The organism is Rhizobium sp. BK512 (assembly GCF_014194915.1).
In the GTDB taxonomy this organism is placed as follows: Bacteria; Pseudomonadota; Alphaproteobacteria; order Rhizobiales; family Rhizobiaceae; genus Rhizobium.
Window position 1 is genome coordinate 184,642 of sequence record NZ_JACIAS010000004.1, and the last position, 17,596, is coordinate 202,237.

The 17,596-nt window shown below is 58.7% G+C and carries 17 protein-coding genes and 1 tRNA gene; 11 read left to right on the plus strand and 7 right to left on the minus strand.

Annotated elements, in window-relative coordinates:
- Window positions 1-134: 134 nt before the first annotated feature.
- From FHX06_RS16120 to FHX06_RS16130, 3 genes are read right to left on the minus strand one after another with little or no spacing between them, the layout of a single operon-like run.
- Window positions 135-1,151: an acyltransferase family protein gene (locus FHX06_RS16120; RefSeq protein WP_113211221.1), complete on the minus strand. Its 1,017-nt coding sequence runs from the start codon at window positions 1,149-1,151 to the stop codon at window positions 135-137.
- 53 nt (window positions 1,152-1,204) lie between these two features.
- Complete coding sequence (locus tag FHX06_RS16125; protein WP_113211222.1) at window positions 1,205-2,476, minus strand: hypothetical protein; 1,272 nt, start codon at window positions 2,474-2,476, stop codon at window positions 1,205-1,207.
- Window position 2,477: 1 nt separating this feature from the next.
- Window positions 2,478-3,533, minus strand: coding sequence for a glycoside hydrolase family 5 protein (locus tag FHX06_RS16130; protein ID WP_113211223.1), 1,056 nt, complete (start codon window positions 3,531-3,533; stop codon window positions 2,478-2,480).
- Between the two features lie 130 nt (window positions 3,534-3,663).
- On the opposite strand from FHX06_RS16130, the gene FHX06_RS16135 reads away from it, so the two are divergent.
- The gene (locus tag FHX06_RS16135; RefSeq protein WP_183880021.1) at window positions 3,664-5,286 is read left to right on the plus strand and encodes a GumC family protein; all 1,623 of its coding nucleotides are present in this window, start codon (window positions 3,664-3,666) and stop codon (window positions 5,284-5,286) included.
- A gap of 70 nt (window positions 5,287-5,356) precedes the next feature.
- Window positions 5,357-5,683, plus strand: coding sequence for a hypothetical protein (locus FHX06_RS16140; protein ID WP_113211465.1), 327 nt, complete (start codon window positions 5,357-5,359; stop codon window positions 5,681-5,683).
- Between the two features lie 107 nt (window positions 5,684-5,790).
- Here FHX06_RS16140 and FHX06_RS16145 read toward each other — a convergent pair whose 3' ends face one another.
- The gene (locus FHX06_RS16145; protein WP_246715572.1) at window positions 5,791-6,900 is read right to left on the minus strand and encodes a glycosyltransferase family 2 protein; all 1,110 of its coding nucleotides are present in this window, start codon (window positions 6,898-6,900) and stop codon (window positions 5,791-5,793) included.
- Between FHX06_RS16145 and FHX06_RS16150 the strand changes: the two genes are divergently transcribed.
- From FHX06_RS16150 to FHX06_RS16185, 8 genes are all read left to right on the plus strand, one after another.
- On the plus strand, window positions 6,899-7,690 hold the full coding sequence (locus FHX06_RS16150; RefSeq protein ID WP_113146799.1) for an NAD-dependent epimerase/dehydratase family protein: 792 nt from the start codon (window positions 6,899-6,901) through the stop codon (window positions 7,688-7,690). The genes FHX06_RS16145 and FHX06_RS16150 overlap by 2 nt on opposite strands.
- The gene (locus tag FHX06_RS16155; protein WP_113211225.1) at window positions 7,683-8,462 is read left to right on the plus strand and encodes a glycosyltransferase family 2 protein; all 780 of its coding nucleotides are present in this window, start codon (window positions 7,683-7,685) and stop codon (window positions 8,460-8,462) included. Before FHX06_RS16150 ends, FHX06_RS16155 begins: the two co-directional genes overlap by 8 nt.
- A complete protein-coding gene (locus FHX06_RS16160) occupies window positions 8,462-9,655 on the plus strand; it encodes a DegT/DnrJ/EryC1/StrS family aminotransferase (RefSeq protein WP_183880022.1) in 1,194 nt (397 codons plus the stop codon). Before FHX06_RS16155 ends, FHX06_RS16160 begins: the two co-directional genes overlap by 1 nt.
- Window positions 9,656-9,718: 63 nt before the next feature.
- A complete protein-coding gene (locus tag FHX06_RS16165) occupies window positions 9,719-10,663 on the plus strand; it encodes a GDP-L-fucose synthase family protein (protein ID WP_113211227.1) in 945 nt (314 codons plus the stop codon).
- 87 nt (window positions 10,664-10,750) lie between these two features.
- Window positions 10,751-11,647: a hypothetical protein gene (locus FHX06_RS16170; RefSeq protein WP_113211228.1), complete on the plus strand. Its 897-nt coding sequence runs from the start codon at window positions 10,751-10,753 to the stop codon at window positions 11,645-11,647.
- Between the two features lie 125 nt (window positions 11,648-11,772).
- On the plus strand, window positions 11,773-12,963 hold the full coding sequence (locus FHX06_RS16175) for a class I SAM-dependent methyltransferase (RefSeq protein ID WP_113211229.1): 1,191 nt from the start codon (window positions 11,773-11,775) through the stop codon (window positions 12,961-12,963).
- 20 nt (window positions 12,964-12,983) lie between these two features.
- Entirely contained in the window at window positions 12,984-14,069 is a 1,086-nt protein-coding gene (locus tag FHX06_RS16180; RefSeq protein WP_246715574.1) for an NAD-dependent epimerase/dehydratase family protein, read from the plus strand.
- Window positions 14,070-14,075: 6 nt separating this feature from the next.
- Window positions 14,076-14,936 (plus strand): Gfo/Idh/MocA family protein, encoded by an 861-nt coding sequence (locus FHX06_RS16185; protein ID WP_113211230.1) that lies wholly within the window; start codon window positions 14,076-14,078, stop codon window positions 14,934-14,936.
- On the opposite strand, the gene FHX06_RS16190 is transcribed toward FHX06_RS16185, so the two are convergent.
- Together FHX06_RS16190 and FHX06_RS16195 are read right to left on the minus strand one after the other, a co-directional pair.
- Window positions 14,920-15,786, minus strand: a complete 867-nt coding sequence (locus tag FHX06_RS16190) for a hypothetical protein (protein ID WP_246715575.1) — start codon at window positions 15,784-15,786, stop codon at window positions 14,920-14,922. The two genes, FHX06_RS16185 and FHX06_RS16190, sit on opposite strands and share 17 nt — an antisense overlap.
- Before the next feature lie 723 nt (window positions 15,787-16,509).
- Window positions 16,510-16,596, minus strand: a tRNA-Leu gene (locus FHX06_RS16195).
- A gap of 168 nt (window positions 16,597-16,764) precedes the next feature.
- Here FHX06_RS16195 and FHX06_RS16200 point away from each other — a divergent pair.
- Window positions 16,765-17,172, plus strand: coding sequence for a BA14K family protein (locus tag FHX06_RS16200; protein ID WP_112541945.1), 408 nt, complete (start codon window positions 16,765-16,767; stop codon window positions 17,170-17,172).
- Between the two features lie 3 nt (window positions 17,173-17,175).
- On the opposite strand, the gene FHX06_RS16205 is transcribed toward FHX06_RS16200, so the two are convergent.
- Window positions 17,176-17,469, minus strand: a complete 294-nt coding sequence (locus tag FHX06_RS16205) for a SelT/SelW/SelH family protein (RefSeq protein ID WP_007813273.1) — start codon at window positions 17,467-17,469, stop codon at window positions 17,176-17,178.
- Window positions 17,470-17,596 lie beyond the last annotated feature (127 nt).

Genomic DNA, 17,596 nt, shown 5'->3' on the forward strand with positions numbered 1-17,596 from the left:
TGCAATAAATTGCAAGCCGAACCTTCATGCCTGTGGCATTTGCTTTCATGACCGCAAGCTTATGACACGCCACGCAGAACTCCGTTCTGCCTGCGCCGTTCGAAATCCCGTCCTCGCCTTCTGATAGTTTGAGGTCAGGTGGCTGGCCGGCTGGCGATCCGGACTTTTCTGCGTGGGGTGATGATTTCGTGAATGATCGCTCCCACGATGGAAGAGAGCACGAGGCATAGGATCACGAAGATGACAGGCTGCTGAAGCACGCCGATCGGGAAATGATTGGCGATGATCCGGAGAAACGCCAGTGTGAAGGCATGCGTGATGTAGATCTCGTAGGAGGCGTCGCCGAGATAGTTGAGCCAGCGGACAAAGGGAAGTTTCGAAAAATCGATCGAAACAGCGCTATAGACGATGAAGACTGCCGGTATGCCCCATGCATAATAACGATCCTCGGGCCGCACCAGATCCTCGTTGATGAAGAGGAAGGCGAAACCGACGGCAAGCAAAACCCAGGCCCAGTGCTGCGGCAGCAGCAGCTTCTGGCCATAGAGCCAGCCGAGCGTCGCACCGGCCAGGAATTCCAGGATGATGGGTTGGCCGTAGAATTTGGTGGCGGTCGTTTCCGGCAGCAAATGGCAGACGATCAGGATGGTTGCGAAGGCGCCGAACAGAGCAGGCAGCCGATAGTCCTCGCGGATCGGCAATAGCAGCGCGAAGACGAAATAGAAGAACATCTCATAGTTCAGCGTCCAGCCGGGCACGATGACGGGAGCGATCATCGTCGGGTCGACCGGATTGATCCACGGCAGGAACAGCATCGAGGCCATGAGATGCGGCAGATCGAAAGCGGTAGACTTGAGAAGCGACGGTGCGATAAGCGCGACAGCCGCCGAAAATAGCGTCGCCAGCCAGTAGAGCGGCACGATCCTCTTGGCGCGCTTGCGGGCGAAATCGGCCGGCGTCATGTTTCGTCCGCTTGTCGTCAGCCACATCACGAAGCCGCTGAGCACGAAGAAGATATCGACACCCGTTTCGCCATAAATGAACGAGGTCGCGTCGATGGCGGGATTGACCTTGGCAAGCTGCAGAATGGCATGGAAAAAAACGACCATCAGCGCCGCGATGGCACGCAGATATTGCAGCTGGACAAGCATCTGATGTCTTGCTCCCACAGGCTTTGCGGATCGGCCCTCGGCAGGCCGCTTCGTCAACTCAGTACATTTGCCGGACGATCCTGCCGGATGCGTGGCGTGTCGCGGAAACGCATGAACCCGATGACAAGCCAGAGAAGGCCGGCGATCTTCATCGAGAAGATTGCCGTTCCCCCGATCATCATATTCAGAAAAATGAAAAGAGAAAGTGAATGGGCGCAGCGCTTCTGCGCCGGGCTGGTGCCCGCGGGAAACAGACAGACGAACAGCCAGAAGGCGATGACTCCGAAGACCGTGGCGCCGTAGACGAGATAGACGTAGCCGCTGTCGGCGAATTCGGCGACTTTATCGACCGAAAGCCCGAGGATCGCCAGCGGATCGAGATCCATCAGCTTCTTCATCGTCAGATTGATGCGCCCGGTGAAATTGTCGCCGATCGCATTGGGGTCCTTTATGTAGACGAGGAAGCCGGCGCAAACGATGAGCGGCATCAGCGCCAGATTGAAGGCCTTGGGGATTTTCGGAAAGACGAAGTAACCGCCGATACAGCAGATGCAGAAGATGAGCATCGTGCGGGTATCGTTGGTCGTCAGGATCAGCAGCGCTGTCGCAATGGCGAGCGCCCGGTCGAGCCGCGTCAGCCGGTCCCACATCGAAATAAGGTAGATGGCGATCACGCCGCAGAAATTGGCAAGCGACACCTGCTCCAGGAAGATCGACGAGGAACGGTGGTCGATGATGCCGAAGGAGAATCGGCCGGGAAAACCGAGCGCATTCTGAAACAGGCCGGTCGTGTTGAAGCTGAGCGGCTTTAGCCCGCGCGTGTTTGCGAAATAGTCCGAGGGATGCACGATACTGACATAGAAGGGCACGCTGATGATCTCGAAGATCAGGAACAGCAGCACCATGAAACAGGCCACCCGGAAGATCAGTTTGAGCGTCCGCTCGTTGCACCAGCCGCCAAGCCCCGTGAAGCAGAAGATGATCAGGACGTTGCGGAGATGATCGATAAAGGCCATGCGGTTGATCGCGCTGACATAGATCGTCACGATCAGCGTGAAGAGCATGAACAGGAAGGCTGGAAGGTCTTCCTCATAAATCCCCTTGTGCAGGATGTAGATGATTGCGCTTGCCATGATCAGGCCTTCGCTGGCCGCCACATGCGTCATCGAAAGCGGCATGACGTTGTGATTTATGAAGGCCAGGATGCCGTTATAGAGAACTGAGAGCAGCCCGAGGATTAGAACAGGATAATCGAGACGCGAAGCCGGGCTGGCCGTATCAGCAACCGTTTCGAATCTCGTGCCTGTCTCTCCGACTGCTACCATGTCACTTCCCCGTCGGCTTTACCGCCGCGCAGTCGGGCGCATGTTTGGGTACCATCTGCTCAAGCAGACGCATTTGCGGGCGCTCGGGCGTGTCACGCGGCTGTACGTTGAACGGTTCGGTGGCCGGCCACCATTCTCCAGCCGCCCAGTAGGAGAAACCGATCCACGCATCGCTATTGTCGGACATCGTGGTGAGCATCGTCTTCAGGCCATCGAGGCAATCTGCATTGGCAGACGCGCCGAATTCACCGAGGAAGCCGCGTTTGCCGTTCTTCTTTAGCCAACTCGTCACGTTGGTGATGGCATCGGTCGCGGCCTTTGCGCCCTCGCAGGTCTCGTGCGTGCCCGAAGAATCCGCATCGAGATACTGATGAAATTCATAGGCGTAGAAATCGAGCGGATCACGCACGCCGAGCATGATGGTTCCGTTCGCGCCGCCGATCACATCGGTTTCCCAGCTTGCAGCTCCGCTCCAGGCCGTACCGGGAACGAGGATGAGATTGCGTGCGCCGACCGCCCGAATGCCGCGGATCGCAGCATTGGCGGCTTTCAGCCAATCGGCCGCGGGAATGTCATGCGGCTCGTTCATCAGCCCGAAGAGCACGCCATCGTGATTGGCAAATTCGACGGAAAGCCGAGCCCAAAAATCGGCGAAGGCTGCATTCGTCGCCGGCGGCTTGCCGATCTGATCCTTGTCGTAATAGCCGAAATTATGCGGATCGAGCAGCACACTCATCTTGTGCTTGCGAACCAGCGCGACCGTATCCTTCAAGCGCTGCAGTTCATCATCGTCGAGCCGTGCACCAAGTTTCGGCTGAAGCCGCTCCCAGCGGAAGGGCAGGCGGATGATCGTCATGCCTTTCTTCGCGAAATAGCTGATCGTTTCTTCGGTCGGGTAGGTGTAGTTCGTGCCGTAGACGCCACCGCGTTCGCCATATTCGCCGCCGGAGAGATTGACCCCGTAATAGCAAAGCGGTGCCTCGGTGGCATGAGCGATGGACGAAACGGCCGTAACGGCGGCAACCAGCAGCCCGTGCAGCAGTCTTTTCCGTCTCATGGCTATCCTCGCGGGGTCGCGGCAGGTCGCCACGTCGGCTTCGATGCCTGCATCTTAACGGTCCGTTAGCTAAGAATTTCTAAAGTCGCTCCTGCTTGGCCATGCTTTCTCGCCGGGCGGATGCGGTGTTATGAAACAATATGACGAGAACAGGGTGAGCCGCTTGCCTGCCTGGCGCAGTTATGAGTCGTCTCAGCCTGCGCCTGAAGGCACTCGTGCGCGCAGCCCGATCATCCGGCCGACAGATTTCGTTCCGCCCCCACCGCCTCCCGAGCCCGCTCCGCCTCCGGTTCGCCCGGCAGCTTCGGAAAGCCGCCCTGGCGGGCCGCTCCGCGGCGATATTCCTGCCGTACCCGAAACCGTTTCAAGGCCGGAACCCTTGGTCGAGCAGGCATCTGTTGTCGCCGGACCCTTGCTGGATATCAGATCTGCGGTTGCCGCCGTCTGGAGCCGGCGCCTGATTATTGCCGGTCTTTGCCTCGTCGGTGCCGCTGCCGGCGCGGTGATCGCGCCTCGTATCCCGCAGAAATTCACCGCCGTTGCCGCGCTCTATTTCGATCCACGTCAGGTCGGTCTTGCCGACAGCGGCTCACAGAATGCGGCCCCGTCGCCGGAAATGATTTCGACGCTGATCGACAGCCAGGTTCAACTGCTGACCTCGGGCAACGTATTGCGCCGCGTAGCCGATGCTATGAAGCTCGATCAGGATCCGGAATTCACCGGTGGCAGGACAGACGGTGCTGCCATCATCGGCACTCTTCAGAAGGCTCTGCTGATCACGCGCGAGAACAATACTTACGTCGTCTCGCTCGCCGCAACGACGCGCGACCCGGAAAAGTCCGCAAAGCTCGCCAATCAGGTCGTCACCTCCTTCATGCAGGAGGAAAGCAGCGCATCGACCGGTCTTTACGAAACCACCTCGTCAGCACTCGACGGCCGCCTCGACGATCTGCGCCGGAAAGTGCAGGAAGCAGAGCAGGCGGTCGAAACCTTCCGCGCCGACAACGACATGGCGGCGACCGAGGGCAATCTGATCTCCGACCAGCGTCTTTCGTCCCTGAATACGCTGCTCGTTACCGCCCAGGAAAAGACCATTCAGGCCAAGGCCCGCGCCGAGGCCGCTGCAAATCTGCGGGTCGAAGATGTCGTCGCAGGCAGCCAGACGGATGGCGCCACGGGTACATCACCGCTCGTCAGCCTGCGGCAGCAATACGCCGCCCAGGCCGCAGTCGTCGGCAGCCTGCAGAGCCAGATGGGTTCGCGCCATCCGCGCCTTCAGGCTGCGCGCTCTTCGCTGGGTAGCATCGGAGCGGAAATCAAAGACGAACTCCAGCGCGTCGCGACTTCGGCAAGGGCAGAATACGAACAGGCGAAGAAGGCCGAGGACGATATCGCCAAGGAGCTGGCGGTGCAGAAAGCCCTGCAGGCCACGACCTCGGACAAGCAGGTGCAGTTGAACGAGCTGCAGCGCAAGGCGACGGCCGCCCGCGAACTCTACGAATCAGTTCTGAAGCGTTCCGGCGAGACCAGCGAAGAGCAGAACCTCAGCCAGAGCAATATCCGCGTCGTCTCCCCCGCAGAAGTTCCCGTGAAGGCAGATGGGCCGAGCAAGAAAGTCATCATGGTCGCTGGCATGATCGGTGGCTTGCTTGCAGGCTTTGCTGTCGGCGCCGGTTTTGCGATCCTCGCCGGCCTCTTTTCTCATCCGGCCATCAGAAGCTATTTCCGCAAGCCCATCCGCGCGTCCGCTTGATGGCAGCCTCCAATCTTCCTACATCCAGAACATGGGCACCGTAAGAAGTGTGCCCATGAAAGAGGTTATGATGCGGTTCGCTGCGATTGTCCTGCTGTCGCTTGTTGCCGGCGCGTCCGCTGCGCCCGCGTCTGCCATAGACTGGCAGAATTCCGGTAAGCAGGCCGTGCAGCCGCTCTATCCCTACAAGGATCTTCCGGGCGTGAAGGCGCGGCCAGACAAGAAGGTGGAAGAATCCTATGACTGTCACACCGAAACGGTGCAGATTCGCCGCCGCTACGACGAGATCTTCCGCTCCGGCGGCATGCCCACGCTGATGTATGTCTGCGAACGCGACGGCGTGATTTCGATGGATAGCCGCGTGCCGCTGCGCGGCCACTACCAGCCGGTGCGCTGAAAGCCGGGCGGTTTCTGCGTTGCGATTGTGTCCGAAGATCCTGACCGCGTCATAATCGTTCAGCGACTTGACGGCGATTGCGAGCAATCTTCCTGCGGCACTACACCTTAGCCAGCGGGCCGAAATGCCAATTGCGGTACCTCGCCACCAACGATGCGGTCGGCGAAGGACAGACTGGAGAGGCCGTATCGTTGATACAGCTCATTATCCTGATTTGCCCGGAATTCCGCCTGATCGGACGGTGAAGAGAAATATTTCCCGATCAGCAGTGGCAGGCGAATGGTTTTGAGATTCTTTTGCTGGAATACATGCCAGAACAGCGCATCGCCGACCGATCTGATCGGGGATCCGTCGCCAAAATAGCTCGGATAATATTTCCCGACCATCTTCGGGCTCCACAGCGTGGCCGGACCAAAAGTGCCGCGCTCGCCCGTGCCCGATCCAAGCCTCAGGCGTTCACGTGGCCTCGGAGGCCAGTCCGGCGCAAATTCGGATGCCGTCAGTATCGGCGCTTTGAAAGGCTCATCCAGATGGGAATTGTCAAAGCAGACCAGCCACTCGCCTCCAACCATTCCAGCAGAAGAAGCGCACGCCGCTCCGACCAGGAGTTCGACCGCATTTGTGGCCAGGCGGTCGTCCATATTCAGGTTCATCACGAACAATGAATTGCTCAATGCCACCGCTGCAGACCAGGCCTCATAGATCGAGAGTGGTTGAGAGAAGACGTAACAGTCCGCATCCAGCCATTCGGGCGGCATATCACCATTGTCGAAAATATAGATGATGCGCACGTCGACACTTTGCTGGCGCAGGTTGATGTAGTGCGACTTCAGTAGGTCCAGCTTGTTGTTCTGGCGGTGCCACACCGCGCAGAACACCGTCACCAGCGCGGTCCCATGATCACTCTGCGTCCTTGCTTTAATAAAATGCATCTCAGGCAATTCCTTTCGCGCAAGGTTCGCGCATGGCAGAGGCGGCATTGGTGTTAACCATGAAGGAGATGGCATGAGCCGGGCATTCGCGTCAATTGCCGTGGTTGGAAATCCTGGGGGCGGCCACCCGGTCATCTGAAGTCGGCTTTTTAACGTGTTCGTTGTGTCGCGAAGGGACGCGCCCCAGCGGGAAATAAGGAAATTGGATGCAGCAAAAGCGCGACCTGACCTCTGCCAGCCGAAGGCTCCCGGCAGGGTGCGCAGTTCATCGAGAGGTGCGTCCATGCGGGTCCTGGTAACCGGGGCGGGCGGCATTCTGGGCAGGCACGTTATCAGGCATTTCGCCCAATTTGCGCCAGGCGCCGATGTGATCGCCAATAAGGCGGACCTCACGGATATCGATGCGTTGCGAGCCGCGATCTCTGCCCTTCAGCCGATCGATAAGGTTGTTCATCTGGCAGCTTTGGTGCCGGTGGCATCGGTCAAGGCAGATCCTGCCCGTGCCTATGCCGTGAATGTCGGCGGTACGATCAATCTTCTCTCGGCGCTCGAGGCGCACCCGGCAACGTTCCTCTACTGCTCATCGAGCCATATCTATGCGCCGTCGGACCTGCCGATAGCTGAGGATGCCGAAAAGGCGCCACCTTCCTTCTACGGAAGGACAAAATGGGTCGGCGAGAGCGTTGCGGCCGACATTTGCGAGGCATCCGGCCGCGCTTTCTGTGCGGCACGTGTTTTCTCGATTCACGATCCAGCGCAAACCGGTTCGTTCCTTCGGCCGTCCATCGAGCGTCGGCTGGCAGAAGAGGACCTGAGCCGACCCTTCATGCTTCCGGGCGGTGACAGCGTCAGGGATTTTCTGCCGGCTGAGGATGCGGCAGAGCTTGTCGTGCGCCTCGCCCTTTCCTCCGCAACGGGGCCGGTCAATGTCGGCTCCGGCCGTGGCACAACCATCCGCGATTTCGTTCAGGGTTTCAGCTCACAGCCCCTCGATATCAGGGCGACCGGCGGCTCGGACACGCTCGTCGCCGATATCTCACGGCTTAGACAATTATTAGGAGACTTTGATGTCTGAGACTGTTTCCATCGTCATTCCGACCTTTAACAGGGCAGGGATGTTGCCTGTCGCCATCGACAGCGCCCTGAACCAAACGAAGGCGTGCGAGGTTATCGTCGTCGATCACGGGTCGACCGACGATACGCCGAAGGTGGCCGAGGCTTATGGCGACCGCATCCTCTACATCCGCCGTGAGCGTGATTTCGGGCCGCATTTCTGCTGGCTTGAAGGCGCACTCCACACCACCGGAGAATTCGTCCACCTGCAATATGACGACGATTGGATCGCACCGACCTTCATCGAGGCGTGCCTTGCCGTCATCACTCCGGAAACCGGCTTCGCCTTTACCGGCGCCGACGTTATGGATGGCCCAGGCCTGCCCACCAAACTTCGCCAATTTATGGACTGGTTGCCCGCGACTGGCACCTATCCGGTCGATGCGTTGGAGAGACAGATTCTCGGCTCGCTGATTTCGCCCGGCGCAGCGCTCTATCGCCGGCAAATTCTGATCGACGCGCTCTATCCCGGGCGATTGCCGCTTCAGATCAACGAATATCGCGGCGTCGGCCCGGATGCTTTCGTCTCGCTGCTTTCAATGCTGCGCTATCCAGCGATCGGCTACGTGCGTGAACCGCTTGCCTTCTTCCGCTTCCACGAGGGTTCGATCACCATCGACGCCTTCGCGTCCGGCGAGAAGACCGCGCGACTGCGCGCCGCTTACGCAGAAGTTACCCGCCACTATCTCGAAATGAAAGTGATGCGCGCTGTGCGTATCAGGGAGGCATCGTAATGACCGTAGGGCGTCCAATCCGCTTAGTTACTCAAGATCGTCCAATCCGCCTCGCAGAGGAAACCATCGACCAGGGTGAGCTCGAGGCGCTCTCCGAATGGATGCTCGCCGGCAACCGCCTGACCAAGGCTGAGCAGACACTCGCCTTCGAGCAGGAATTCGCTGTCTGGATGAACTGCCGTCACGCAGTTTATGTCAACTCCGGCTCGTCGGCGAACCTCCTGATGATCGCCGCGCTCAAGGAAGCGGGCCGCCTGCGCAATAACAAGGCGATTGCCGCCGGCGTCAGCTGGGTCACCACCGTTTCGCCGCTGCTCCAGCTCGGTTTCGATGTGCGTCTCTGCGATTGCGATTCGAAGTCTCTGGGTATCGATCTCAACCATCTGGAAGACCTTTGCCGCACGGATCCGCCGGCGCTGCTGATCCTGGTCCACGTTCTCGGCCACGCCGGTGACATGGATGCTGTCAGGGACATCTGCCAGCGTTACGACGTCATCCTGCTGGAAGATTCCTGCGAGGCGCTCGGCTCGACCTACAAGGGCCGCAAGCTCGGCACGATCGGCACGGCAGGCAGCTTCTCCTTCTATTATGGCCATCACATCTCGACGATCGAGGGCGGCATGGTCGTCACCGACGATCCCGATCTGCACCAGCTTATGCTTTCCCTGCGCTCGCACGGCTGGAGCCGCGATCTCAAGCCGGAGCTGCGCCAATCTCTGGCGGAACAGAACGGGGTCGATGAGTTCAAGAACCTCTACACCTTCTACCATGCCGGCTATAACCTGCGCTCCACGGACCTCCAGGCATTCCTCGGCCGGTCGCAGCTCAGGAAGCTCGATCAGATCGTCGAGCGTCGCCGTATCAATTTCGACCTTTACCGCAAGGCGCTGCCGGACTTCTTCTCCCAGTCGGGGGATACCGAGGTTCTGTCGTCCTTCGCCTACGGCACCTTCATTGAGAACCGGCTCGAAACCTACAAACATATCAACGCGCTCGACATCGAATGCCGGCCGCTGATCTGCGGCAACATCGCGCGCCATCCCTTCTGGCTCCGTGACCATCCACGGTTGTCGCTCCCGAATGCTGACAAGGTGCACGACTACGGCATCTATCTGCCGAACCACCATAATCTAAATGAAGCCGACATTGCGCGCGTGGCCGACGCCTTCGCCTCTGTTGCCCGTCCCTGCTAAGAGCGAAGACACATGACGAATACGGCTCAAAGCGCGGTTCATCAGCGAGACAAGGACTGACGGATGAACCCGGCTTTTCAGATAGAGGGAAAACGGATCTGGGTCGCCGGCCATCGCGGTATGGTCGGTTCGGCCCTGGTCCGGGTGCTCTCGCAGCTGAACTGCGAGGTACTGACAACACCTCGCAGTGACGTCGATCTCACCGATCAGGCCGCGACGCGACGCTGGCTGCAGGACAACAAGCCGGATGCCGTCATCGTCGCCGCAGCGCGGGTTGGCGGCATCTCCGCCAACAGCGCCTCACCGGTTGCCTTTCTCTATGACAACCTCATGATCGAGGCGAATATCATCGAAGCGGCTGCTCGTGCTGACGTGAGCAAGCTCCTTCTCCTCGGTTCCACCTGCATTTACCCGCGCGACGCCGAACAGCCGATCCGCGAGGAATCCTTGCTCACTGGTCCGCTTGAAAAGACCAACGAGTGGTACGCCATCGCCAAGATTGCCGGCATCAAGCTTTGCCAGGCCTATCGTCAGGAGCAGGGTCGCGATTTCATATCGGCTCAGCCCACCAATCTCTACGGACCCGGCGACAATTACGACCTCGAGACAAGCCACGTTCTACCGGCCCTGATCCGCAAGGCTCACGAAGCCAAGGTGAATGGTGCGGAATCCCTGACGATCTGGGGCAGCGGTACGCCGTTGCGGGAATTCCTGCATGTGGATGACCTTGCCGACGCTGTCATCTTCCTGCTGCGCAATTACTCCGGCCCGGTGCCAATCAATATCGGTTCCGGTGAGGAATTGTCGATTGCCGAGCTTGCCCGTCTCGTGAGCAAGACGATTGGCTTCGATGGTTCGCTCACCTTCGACACCACGAGGCCGGATGGGACGCCGCGCAAACTTGCCGATCTTCGCCGTCTGCGCGAGCTCGGCTGGAACAATGCCCGTCCGCTGACGACCGGTCTCGAGCAAACCTATCAAAGTTTCCTGTATAGGCGCGAAAATTGAGAGCGCGGAACCAGCGAACTGATGCACGCCTGGACCAGAAGAACCGGTCGAGTTGCCTACGACAACACTCGGGAAAGCTTTAACATCATGAAAATATGCCTCCTGATAACAACGTACAGGCGCGATATCCAGCTGGTGCGTCTGCTTTCCCAGATCATCGATCTGCGAAGCAAATATACCGGCCCCGTCGTCTTCGAGACAGTCGTGGCCGACGCCGATCCCGACAACGCCGCCAGACACATTCTCGAGCCGCTTTGTGATCTCTATGTAACCAACAAGGGGTCAGGCTTCGACGACAACCTGTTTCACTTTTACGCCGACCATGCTCGCAATTACGATTTCATCTTCAGCATAGGCGATGCCGACGTTTTCAGCTGCGGTCAGGTGAATCCGCTTGATCTGCTCGAACTCGCTGCCAGGCAGGAGCATGATGCCATTCTGTTCAATCATTGCGAATATAGATCGGCAGATATGCTCGCGACCGAGCTGACGTATACGCTGTCGCCGCCATTCTATACCAATCCCAAGCTGATGGACGAGCCGGAAACGTTTCGCCGGCACTTCCTCGGCCACGTTCCCCGACATGTCGGCCTTCTGTACCGGAGCAGCTTGATCATCGAAAGCCTCGGGAAGCTTGCTGCCTTCCGAGACACGCTGCATCTCTATGCCGTGCCTTTCCTGCTGGCACTCGAGAAGAACAGGGCGATGTTCTTCGACTATCCCTTGAATTACTTCGCTGCGGATGCGACCTCCGACGGCACCTCCAAGGATTGGACGGACGTATTCATGGGCCTGTATCGCTTCCTTCTTGCCGCAAAAGCCATTCTGTCGCCGGCAAGTTTTGCAATCACGAAGCAGGGCTTCATGGCCAACTATCTCAATGACCGTTCCTGGCTGCGCGGATCTCTGTCCCGCTTTGTTCCGAGCGAGGCGCAAATATTGCGAGAGTTGGATGGGGCGCTCGAAAGCTTCCCACAAGCTTAAATCTCTAGAAACATAGCTATCGGAAGGCGTGATGGCCTGGCGTCGATAAGCTCGAACGCGGCAGCCGGAACGCAGCGGGATGCGCACGCTCCCCACGATGGCGCAGCGAACGGTAAGGATTCCCAATGTTGAAATGTTGTTCTCTGTGCGACGGACAGATCTTGAACAAATTTCTGGATTTGGGGCGCCAGCCCCTCGCGAACAAATACCCAAAACCGAGTGATTTGCAGGAAGAGAAATTCTTCCCGCTCGAAGTGTTCTTTTGCGAGACCTGCAAGAATGTTCAGCTTGGCGAGATGGTGCCGCGATCCCTCATGTTCGAGGATTATTATTACCTGAGTTCGGTCAATGGGGGCCTCGTCCGCCATTTCGAGGCGCTCGCCGAGGAACTGAAGGAAGCGAAATTCGTCGTCGACGTGGGCTCCAACGATGGCGTGTTGCTGCGTCCGCTCAAAGGTCTCGGAGTTCGGGCGCTGGGGGTCGAACCTTCGATCAATGTCTCCAAGCTCGCCAATGACGAGGGGCTGGAAACGCTCTGCGCCTTCTTCGAGGAAACCTCGGCACGGCAGGTGCTGGACAGCCACGGCCCGGCGGATGTGATCGTCGCCAGCAGCGTCTTCACGCATCTCGACGCACCGGATCAGTTCATCCGCGCAGCGGACATCCTGATGGCGAAAGACGGCAAGCTGGTGATCGAGGTCGAGTATATCCTCAACATGATCAGCCAGGTGCAGTTCGAGCGATTCTACCTCGACCGGATCTTCTACTACTCGATCTCGTCGATGAAGCAGCTGTTCGGCAAGCACGGCATGGTGATCACCGGGCTTGAGCCTGTGGCCCAGCATGGCGGCTCCCTTCGGTTCACATTGATGCGCGAGGCGGCCGGCACCGAGGCCCCGGAGTTGGCGGAGCTGATCGCGACCGAGTTGAAGGTGCTGAACACTGCGGCACTGACAGATTTTGGCCAGCGCTGCCGCGATCTGACCGACAGGCTGGTCGCTGGCTTGAAGCGCTGGCGGGAAGAGGGCGTCAAGGTGGCAGGCTACGGTGCGCCTGCCCGGCTTTCGACCATCACAAACTTTGGTGGCATCGACAGAGAGCTGCTGCCTTTCACGATCGATGACAGTCCGCTGAAACAGGGACGCACCTCGCCCGGCGCGCATATCCCGGTTGTGTCTGCCTCTGAACTTGAGACCTATCAGCCCGAAGTGCTGGTGGTCTTCGCCTACGAATACATCGACGACATTCGGAAAAAGACTAGCAATGCATATGACTACTACATGCCAATTCCGCTTGTTGAACTCATAGCTTCCTGATCACTGGAATGGGGAAAGAAATGTCGAAAGAAATTCAACGTATTGTCGAGCGGCTTGGTGCTAATGCCCATCGGTTTTCCGGGAAGACTGTCCTGCTGGCAGGGGGGGCGGGTTTCCTTGGGAAGCACTTCGTCAAGGTGTTTCAGAAGCTGAATAGCGACGTGCTGGACAAGCCCTGCTCGGTCATCTCGGTGGATAACTACATCACCGGCACCAAGAACCTCGATGAAAGCATCGTGCGCGATCCCAACATCATGCAGGTCTGGGCCGATGTGACCCATCCGCTGCCCGTGCGCGAAGATATCGACTTCATCATCCAGGCTGCGGGCATCGCATCACCCGTTTTCTACATGCGTTATCCGCTCGAGACCATCGAGAGCGCGGTGCATGGCACCCGCAACCTCTTGGACCTGGCTTCACGCAACAAAAACCTCGAGGGCTTCCTGTTCTTCAGCTCCTCCGAGATCTACGGCGATCCCGACCCCCGCGCGGTGCCGATCAAGGAAGATTACCACGGCAACGTTTCGACCGTTGGGCCGCGCGCCTGCTACGACGAATCCAAACGCCTGGGCGAGACGCTCTGCACGATCTACAAAGAGCACCACGGCGTGCCGGCAAAGATCGTGCGCCCGTTCAACGTCTTTGGTCCTGGCATGGGTCACAACGACCGCCGCGTGATCCCGATGTTCACCTATCAGGCGCTCAATGGCCGTACGATCCCGGTCCACGGCACCGGCCTGCAGACGCGCACCTTCTGCTACATCACCGACGCCATCTACGGCTTCCTGATGACGCTGCTTGAGGGCAAGTGCGGCGAGGCCTACAACATCGGCAACCCGGACAACGAAATCTCGATGATCAAGCTGGCGGAGATGTATCCCAAGCTGCTGCCGGGCGCCTCCTTCACCCGCATCGACTATCCGGACACCTATCCGGCGGGAGAACCTAACCGTCGCTGCCCGGATATCACCAAGGCGCGGGAAACCTTTGGTTATACCTCCGAGGTGGATGTCGAAGATGGTCTCGCGCGCTTCATCGACTGGGCTCGCAATGAGCGGAACTATATCGATTTCGAGCCGGAAGCGGCGCTCAAAAAGGCCGGATAACAATAGGTGGTAACACTAGGCCTCATCGGGCGGGGTGCCTGGGCGCGCATCATCGGCGCCACTCTGGACAGCCTGCCCGAAGTGCGCTGGGTGCCGCTGAACGGCCCCGGCGCTTCTGTTGACGGCGTCATCATCGCCAACAGGAGCAAAGATCACGTGTCCTCGGCGCTCCCTTTCGTTGAGGCGGGGATGCCGTGCTTTATTGAAAAACCTCTGGCCACATGCCTCGAGGATTTCCTGCGCCTCAAGGCGGCGGCTGGTGCAGCGGCCGGCCACGTTTTTGCGGGGCACCTGCACCGGTTCAACCCGGCCGCAGAGGCCTTTTGTGCGGCCCTGCCTGAGATCGGCCCGATCCAATCGGCAACTGCGCTCTGCGCCAATGGCAAACCGCGCGACGATACGTCCGTGATATGGGATTGGTTGCCGCATCCGCTCTCACTGGCAGCACGGATCTTCGCCGCTCCGGCCGAGCGCGCGACGGCCCGGTCGCTTGAAGGCGGAGCGCGCCCGCTTCGCGTGGCTGCACAATTGTCCTACGAAGGGCGACCTTTCGACCTTGAGGCCAGCTGGCTTTCGCCAGATCCAGCCTTTCGGATCACGGCAGCGGGCACCAGGGGACGTCTCATCTTTGATGACAAGGCCACGCAGAAGGTCACGCTCATCCGCGACGGAAAGAGTGTCGCCCTCAGCTATGACCCAGAGCTGCCTCTAACCCGCGAACTGCGCGCCTTTGTCGAGTTGATCCGTGGCGTGCGCGACAACCCGTCTCCGGTTGAGGAGGCAGAGGAAGTGCTGCGCAGCCTCGATGCCATCGAACGCTCCGCAGCAGCAGACGGCGCCCCGGTCGCGATCAATTGGCCGGATTGAGGTATTCGTAAATCTGCGCGAGGATTTCCTGAACGCGCGCGTCCAGGTGGCTGGTCGCCATGGCCAGTTCGTGACGCGCGAGTACGCCGGCCTCGCCCTGTTTGCGGAAATGTGCGTTCGCCGCCTCGACAATGGCCTGCGGGGCCGCCACATCGCTCGGCTCGAAATAGAACAGATGCTCCTGCAGAGCGGCCAGCGCGGGAAGATCCCTCAGGCTGGCTGGAAGGATCGGCACGCCCCCGGTGATCAGCGCATCAAAGACACGGATAGGCAGATCGCCACGGACCGGGACGATCCAATGGCTCATATGCGCCGCCCATTCGTCCAACCGGTCCAACTCCGTGCGGTCATGATATGTCCGCGCCGCCGGACCGACATGTTTGAAATGCGTGTTCAGCGTCTGGAGCAGCGCATTGCGCTCGGGGAATTGCGGATAGAGGATATGTCGTCCAAGGGGTTCCGGATCACGCGTGGCGGCCAGGAGGCGATCGCGATGTTCGCTCAGATAGTCGCGTGACCACTGGATGACCGCTGCACTTACGGGGCGTCCCATCGCCTTGGTCACCTGCGCGTAAGTCTCATTATTGTGCGGATGGCACGGCACGTAAAAGTCGGACAGCATCGCAAAATTCAGGGACATCGCGACATCATGATGATTGTCGAAATCCCAGATGCAGACATGGGCACGCGGTTCGTTGGCGAACATGCCCACATACTTCTGCCCAATCTGAGCGATGTCATTGTTGTTCAGTATGTAGATGGTGTCGGGCTCGAACTGCTCGATGGCCTTGAGGTTCACCAACGAGATCTGGTCTGTCTTCTCGGCCTTGCTGAAGATCCCCTCGCTCAACCTGACCTGCGTTTGTCGGCGCAGTTTCATGCTCTCAGAAAAGGCCTTTCGGCGGAGTTCTTTCTGCACATTCAACTGTTCAATCTGCTCGTTTACGGATGACATGTCAGGTGGTTTCGCTCTTGCTTATCTGGAAATATTTCTAACGTTTTAAGGTTAAATATTCCTAAAATCTCGGTGAGTTGGTCCCGCCAGTGGGAACGCTTTTCCCTTCGAGGGTGGTTTGGCCCGCTCCCCTGAAAAGTCCGCGGTATGACGCGCTAGTCTGTTCCTCGAACGCTTCGAATGGTCGCCGAAGGTGACGCAGGAAAAAGGCGTTTGCGTGCTGCTTCGGCTCTTTTGCCAGTGAGTTGGAGGGACATGGCGGCGATCCGGGCGGAGAGGCCTCCACGGGATCGAATAGCCTAGAGAATCCGGTCGATCTTATGCTGAATATGCAGATTCGGCATCAACCCAGCCGTATGTGCGGCGCGATACGCGTTCCTCGCAGCATCGAATGTCACGCCCCACATGATGGCGCTGAGGAGAAACGCGATGATGTAAACTTGGATGCGCATAGTTCTATCAAAGTGCGGCATATCGGCATTTATATGGCAGTGCGAAGCATTGCTCGAGATCAATTATTATCGGTGAATAAAGACGCAGAGAACGAACACCACAACGGTGGGCACAGATAACAGGGAGATCCCGTATCTGTTTGATCTCATTGAGGATCAATGGGAATGGTGCCCAGAAGAGGACTCGAACCTCCACACCCTTTCGGGTACCAGCACCTGAAGCTGGCGCGTCTACCAATTCCGCCATCTGGGCGACGGAGAGCCATGTACGGGGGCGGCTCGTTACTGTCAACAGGGTTTTTGAAGTTTTCCTGACAGTCTGTGAAAAAGCTTCACGAAGCTGTGGTCGAACCCAACGGATCAGTGGATGGCATGGCTCATTTCTCAACCCTATATAATGGGTATTGGAAAGGAACGCGCCATGTTCGACCTTCGCTCTATCCTTCTTGCTGGTCTGTTTGCCGTATTGCCATTGATGGGAGCCAATGCCGCCTCGCCGTCGCTTGGGCCTCTCAATACGCAGTCGACGATCTGCGACTATCGCGGCTGCTTCGGCTTCGGTCCGCAGCAGTGGCATCGCCCCGCCTACGTCCAGCCGAACTATCTCCCACCGAATGCAGCCGGGCCGAATTATTATCAGCCGCCCGGGCAATTGCCGCCACGGCTGACCTACGGTCCGCCGCCGGCACCGCGCGTGCAGCCTTCGGCGGATAATCAGGTCCGCCATCAGCAATGGTGCCGGAACGAATATCGATCCTACAATCCGCGCACCGATCGCTTCCTGACCTATGAAGGCATCTACAAGACCTGCAATTCGCCTTATAATTGAACGTCAGCTCTCTAGCGATGCGCGGTCGGTATGGCCGAGATCGCGGTCAGGCTCGATGATGTCGCGCACCCGCTGCTTGAGTTCCTTCGGTCCGGGAAAGCCGCCGTCGCGCTTGCGCTCCCAGATCAGGTCGCCATTGACACGGATCTCGAAATTGCCGCCGGTGCCGGGAATGAGCGCCACTTCGCCGAGGCTGTCGGTAAAGGTCTGCAGCAGTTCCTGCGCCATCCAGGCGGCGCGCAGCAGCCAGTTGCACTGCGTGCAGTAGAGGATCGTCACACGGGCTTTCTCGGTCATGGGAATCTCCTTTAGTCCGAGGGATCTAGAAGCTCGCAAAAGACGTTGCAATGCGCCTGGCACCGAATCTGCGGACGGAAAGTTCGGATTCAGTCTTTTTTGATAATTTTCCATTAGCTATTCCGGA

Bases quoted from the DNA above. Each gene is read 5' to 3' on its own strand.
- FHX06_RS16120 (WP_113211221.1), bottom strand. From the start codon at position 1,151: ATGCTTGTCCAGCTGCAATATCTGCGTGCCATCGCGGCGCTGATGGTC.
- FHX06_RS16125 (WP_113211222.1), bottom strand. From the start codon at position 2,476: ATGGTAGCAGTCGGAGAGACAGGCACGAGATTCGAAACGGTTGCTGAT.
- FHX06_RS16130 (WP_113211223.1), bottom strand. From the start codon at position 3,533: ATGAGACGGAAAAGACTGCTGCACGGGCTGCTGGTTGCCGCCGTTACG.
- FHX06_RS16135 (WP_183880021.1), top strand. From the start codon at position 3,664: ATGAAACAATATGACGAGAACAGGGTGAGCCGCTTGCCTGCCTGGCGC.
- FHX06_RS16140 (WP_113211465.1), top strand. From the start codon at position 5,357: ATGCGGTTCGCTGCGATTGTCCTGCTGTCGCTTGTTGCCGGCGCGTCC.
- FHX06_RS16150 (WP_113146799.1), top strand. From the start codon at position 6,899: ATGCGGGTCCTGGTAACCGGGGCGGGCGGCATTCTGGGCAGGCACGTT.
- FHX06_RS16145 (WP_246715572.1), bottom strand. From the start codon at position 6,900: ATGGACGCACCTCTCGATGAACTGCGCACCCTGCCGGGAGCCTTCGGC.
- FHX06_RS16155 (WP_113211225.1), top strand. From the start codon at position 7,683: ATGTCTGAGACTGTTTCCATCGTCATTCCGACCTTTAACAGGGCAGGG.
- FHX06_RS16160 (WP_183880022.1), top strand. From the start codon at position 8,462: ATGACCGTAGGGCGTCCAATCCGCTTAGTTACTCAAGATCGTCCAATC.
- FHX06_RS16165 (WP_113211227.1), top strand. From the start codon at position 9,719: ATGAACCCGGCTTTTCAGATAGAGGGAAAACGGATCTGGGTCGCCGGC.
- FHX06_RS16170 (WP_113211228.1), top strand. From the start codon at position 10,751: ATGAAAATATGCCTCCTGATAACAACGTACAGGCGCGATATCCAGCTG.
- FHX06_RS16175 (WP_113211229.1), top strand. From the start codon at position 11,773: ATGTTGAAATGTTGTTCTCTGTGCGACGGACAGATCTTGAACAAATTT.
- FHX06_RS16180 (WP_246715574.1), top strand. From the start codon at position 12,984: ATGTCGAAAGAAATTCAACGTATTGTCGAGCGGCTTGGTGCTAATGCC.
- FHX06_RS16200 (WP_112541945.1), top strand. From the start codon at position 16,765: ATGTTCGACCTTCGCTCTATCCTTCTTGCTGGTCTGTTTGCCGTATTG.
- FHX06_RS16205 (WP_007813273.1), bottom strand. From the start codon at position 17,469: ATGACCGAGAAAGCCCGTGTGACGATCCTCTACTGCACGCAGTGCAAC.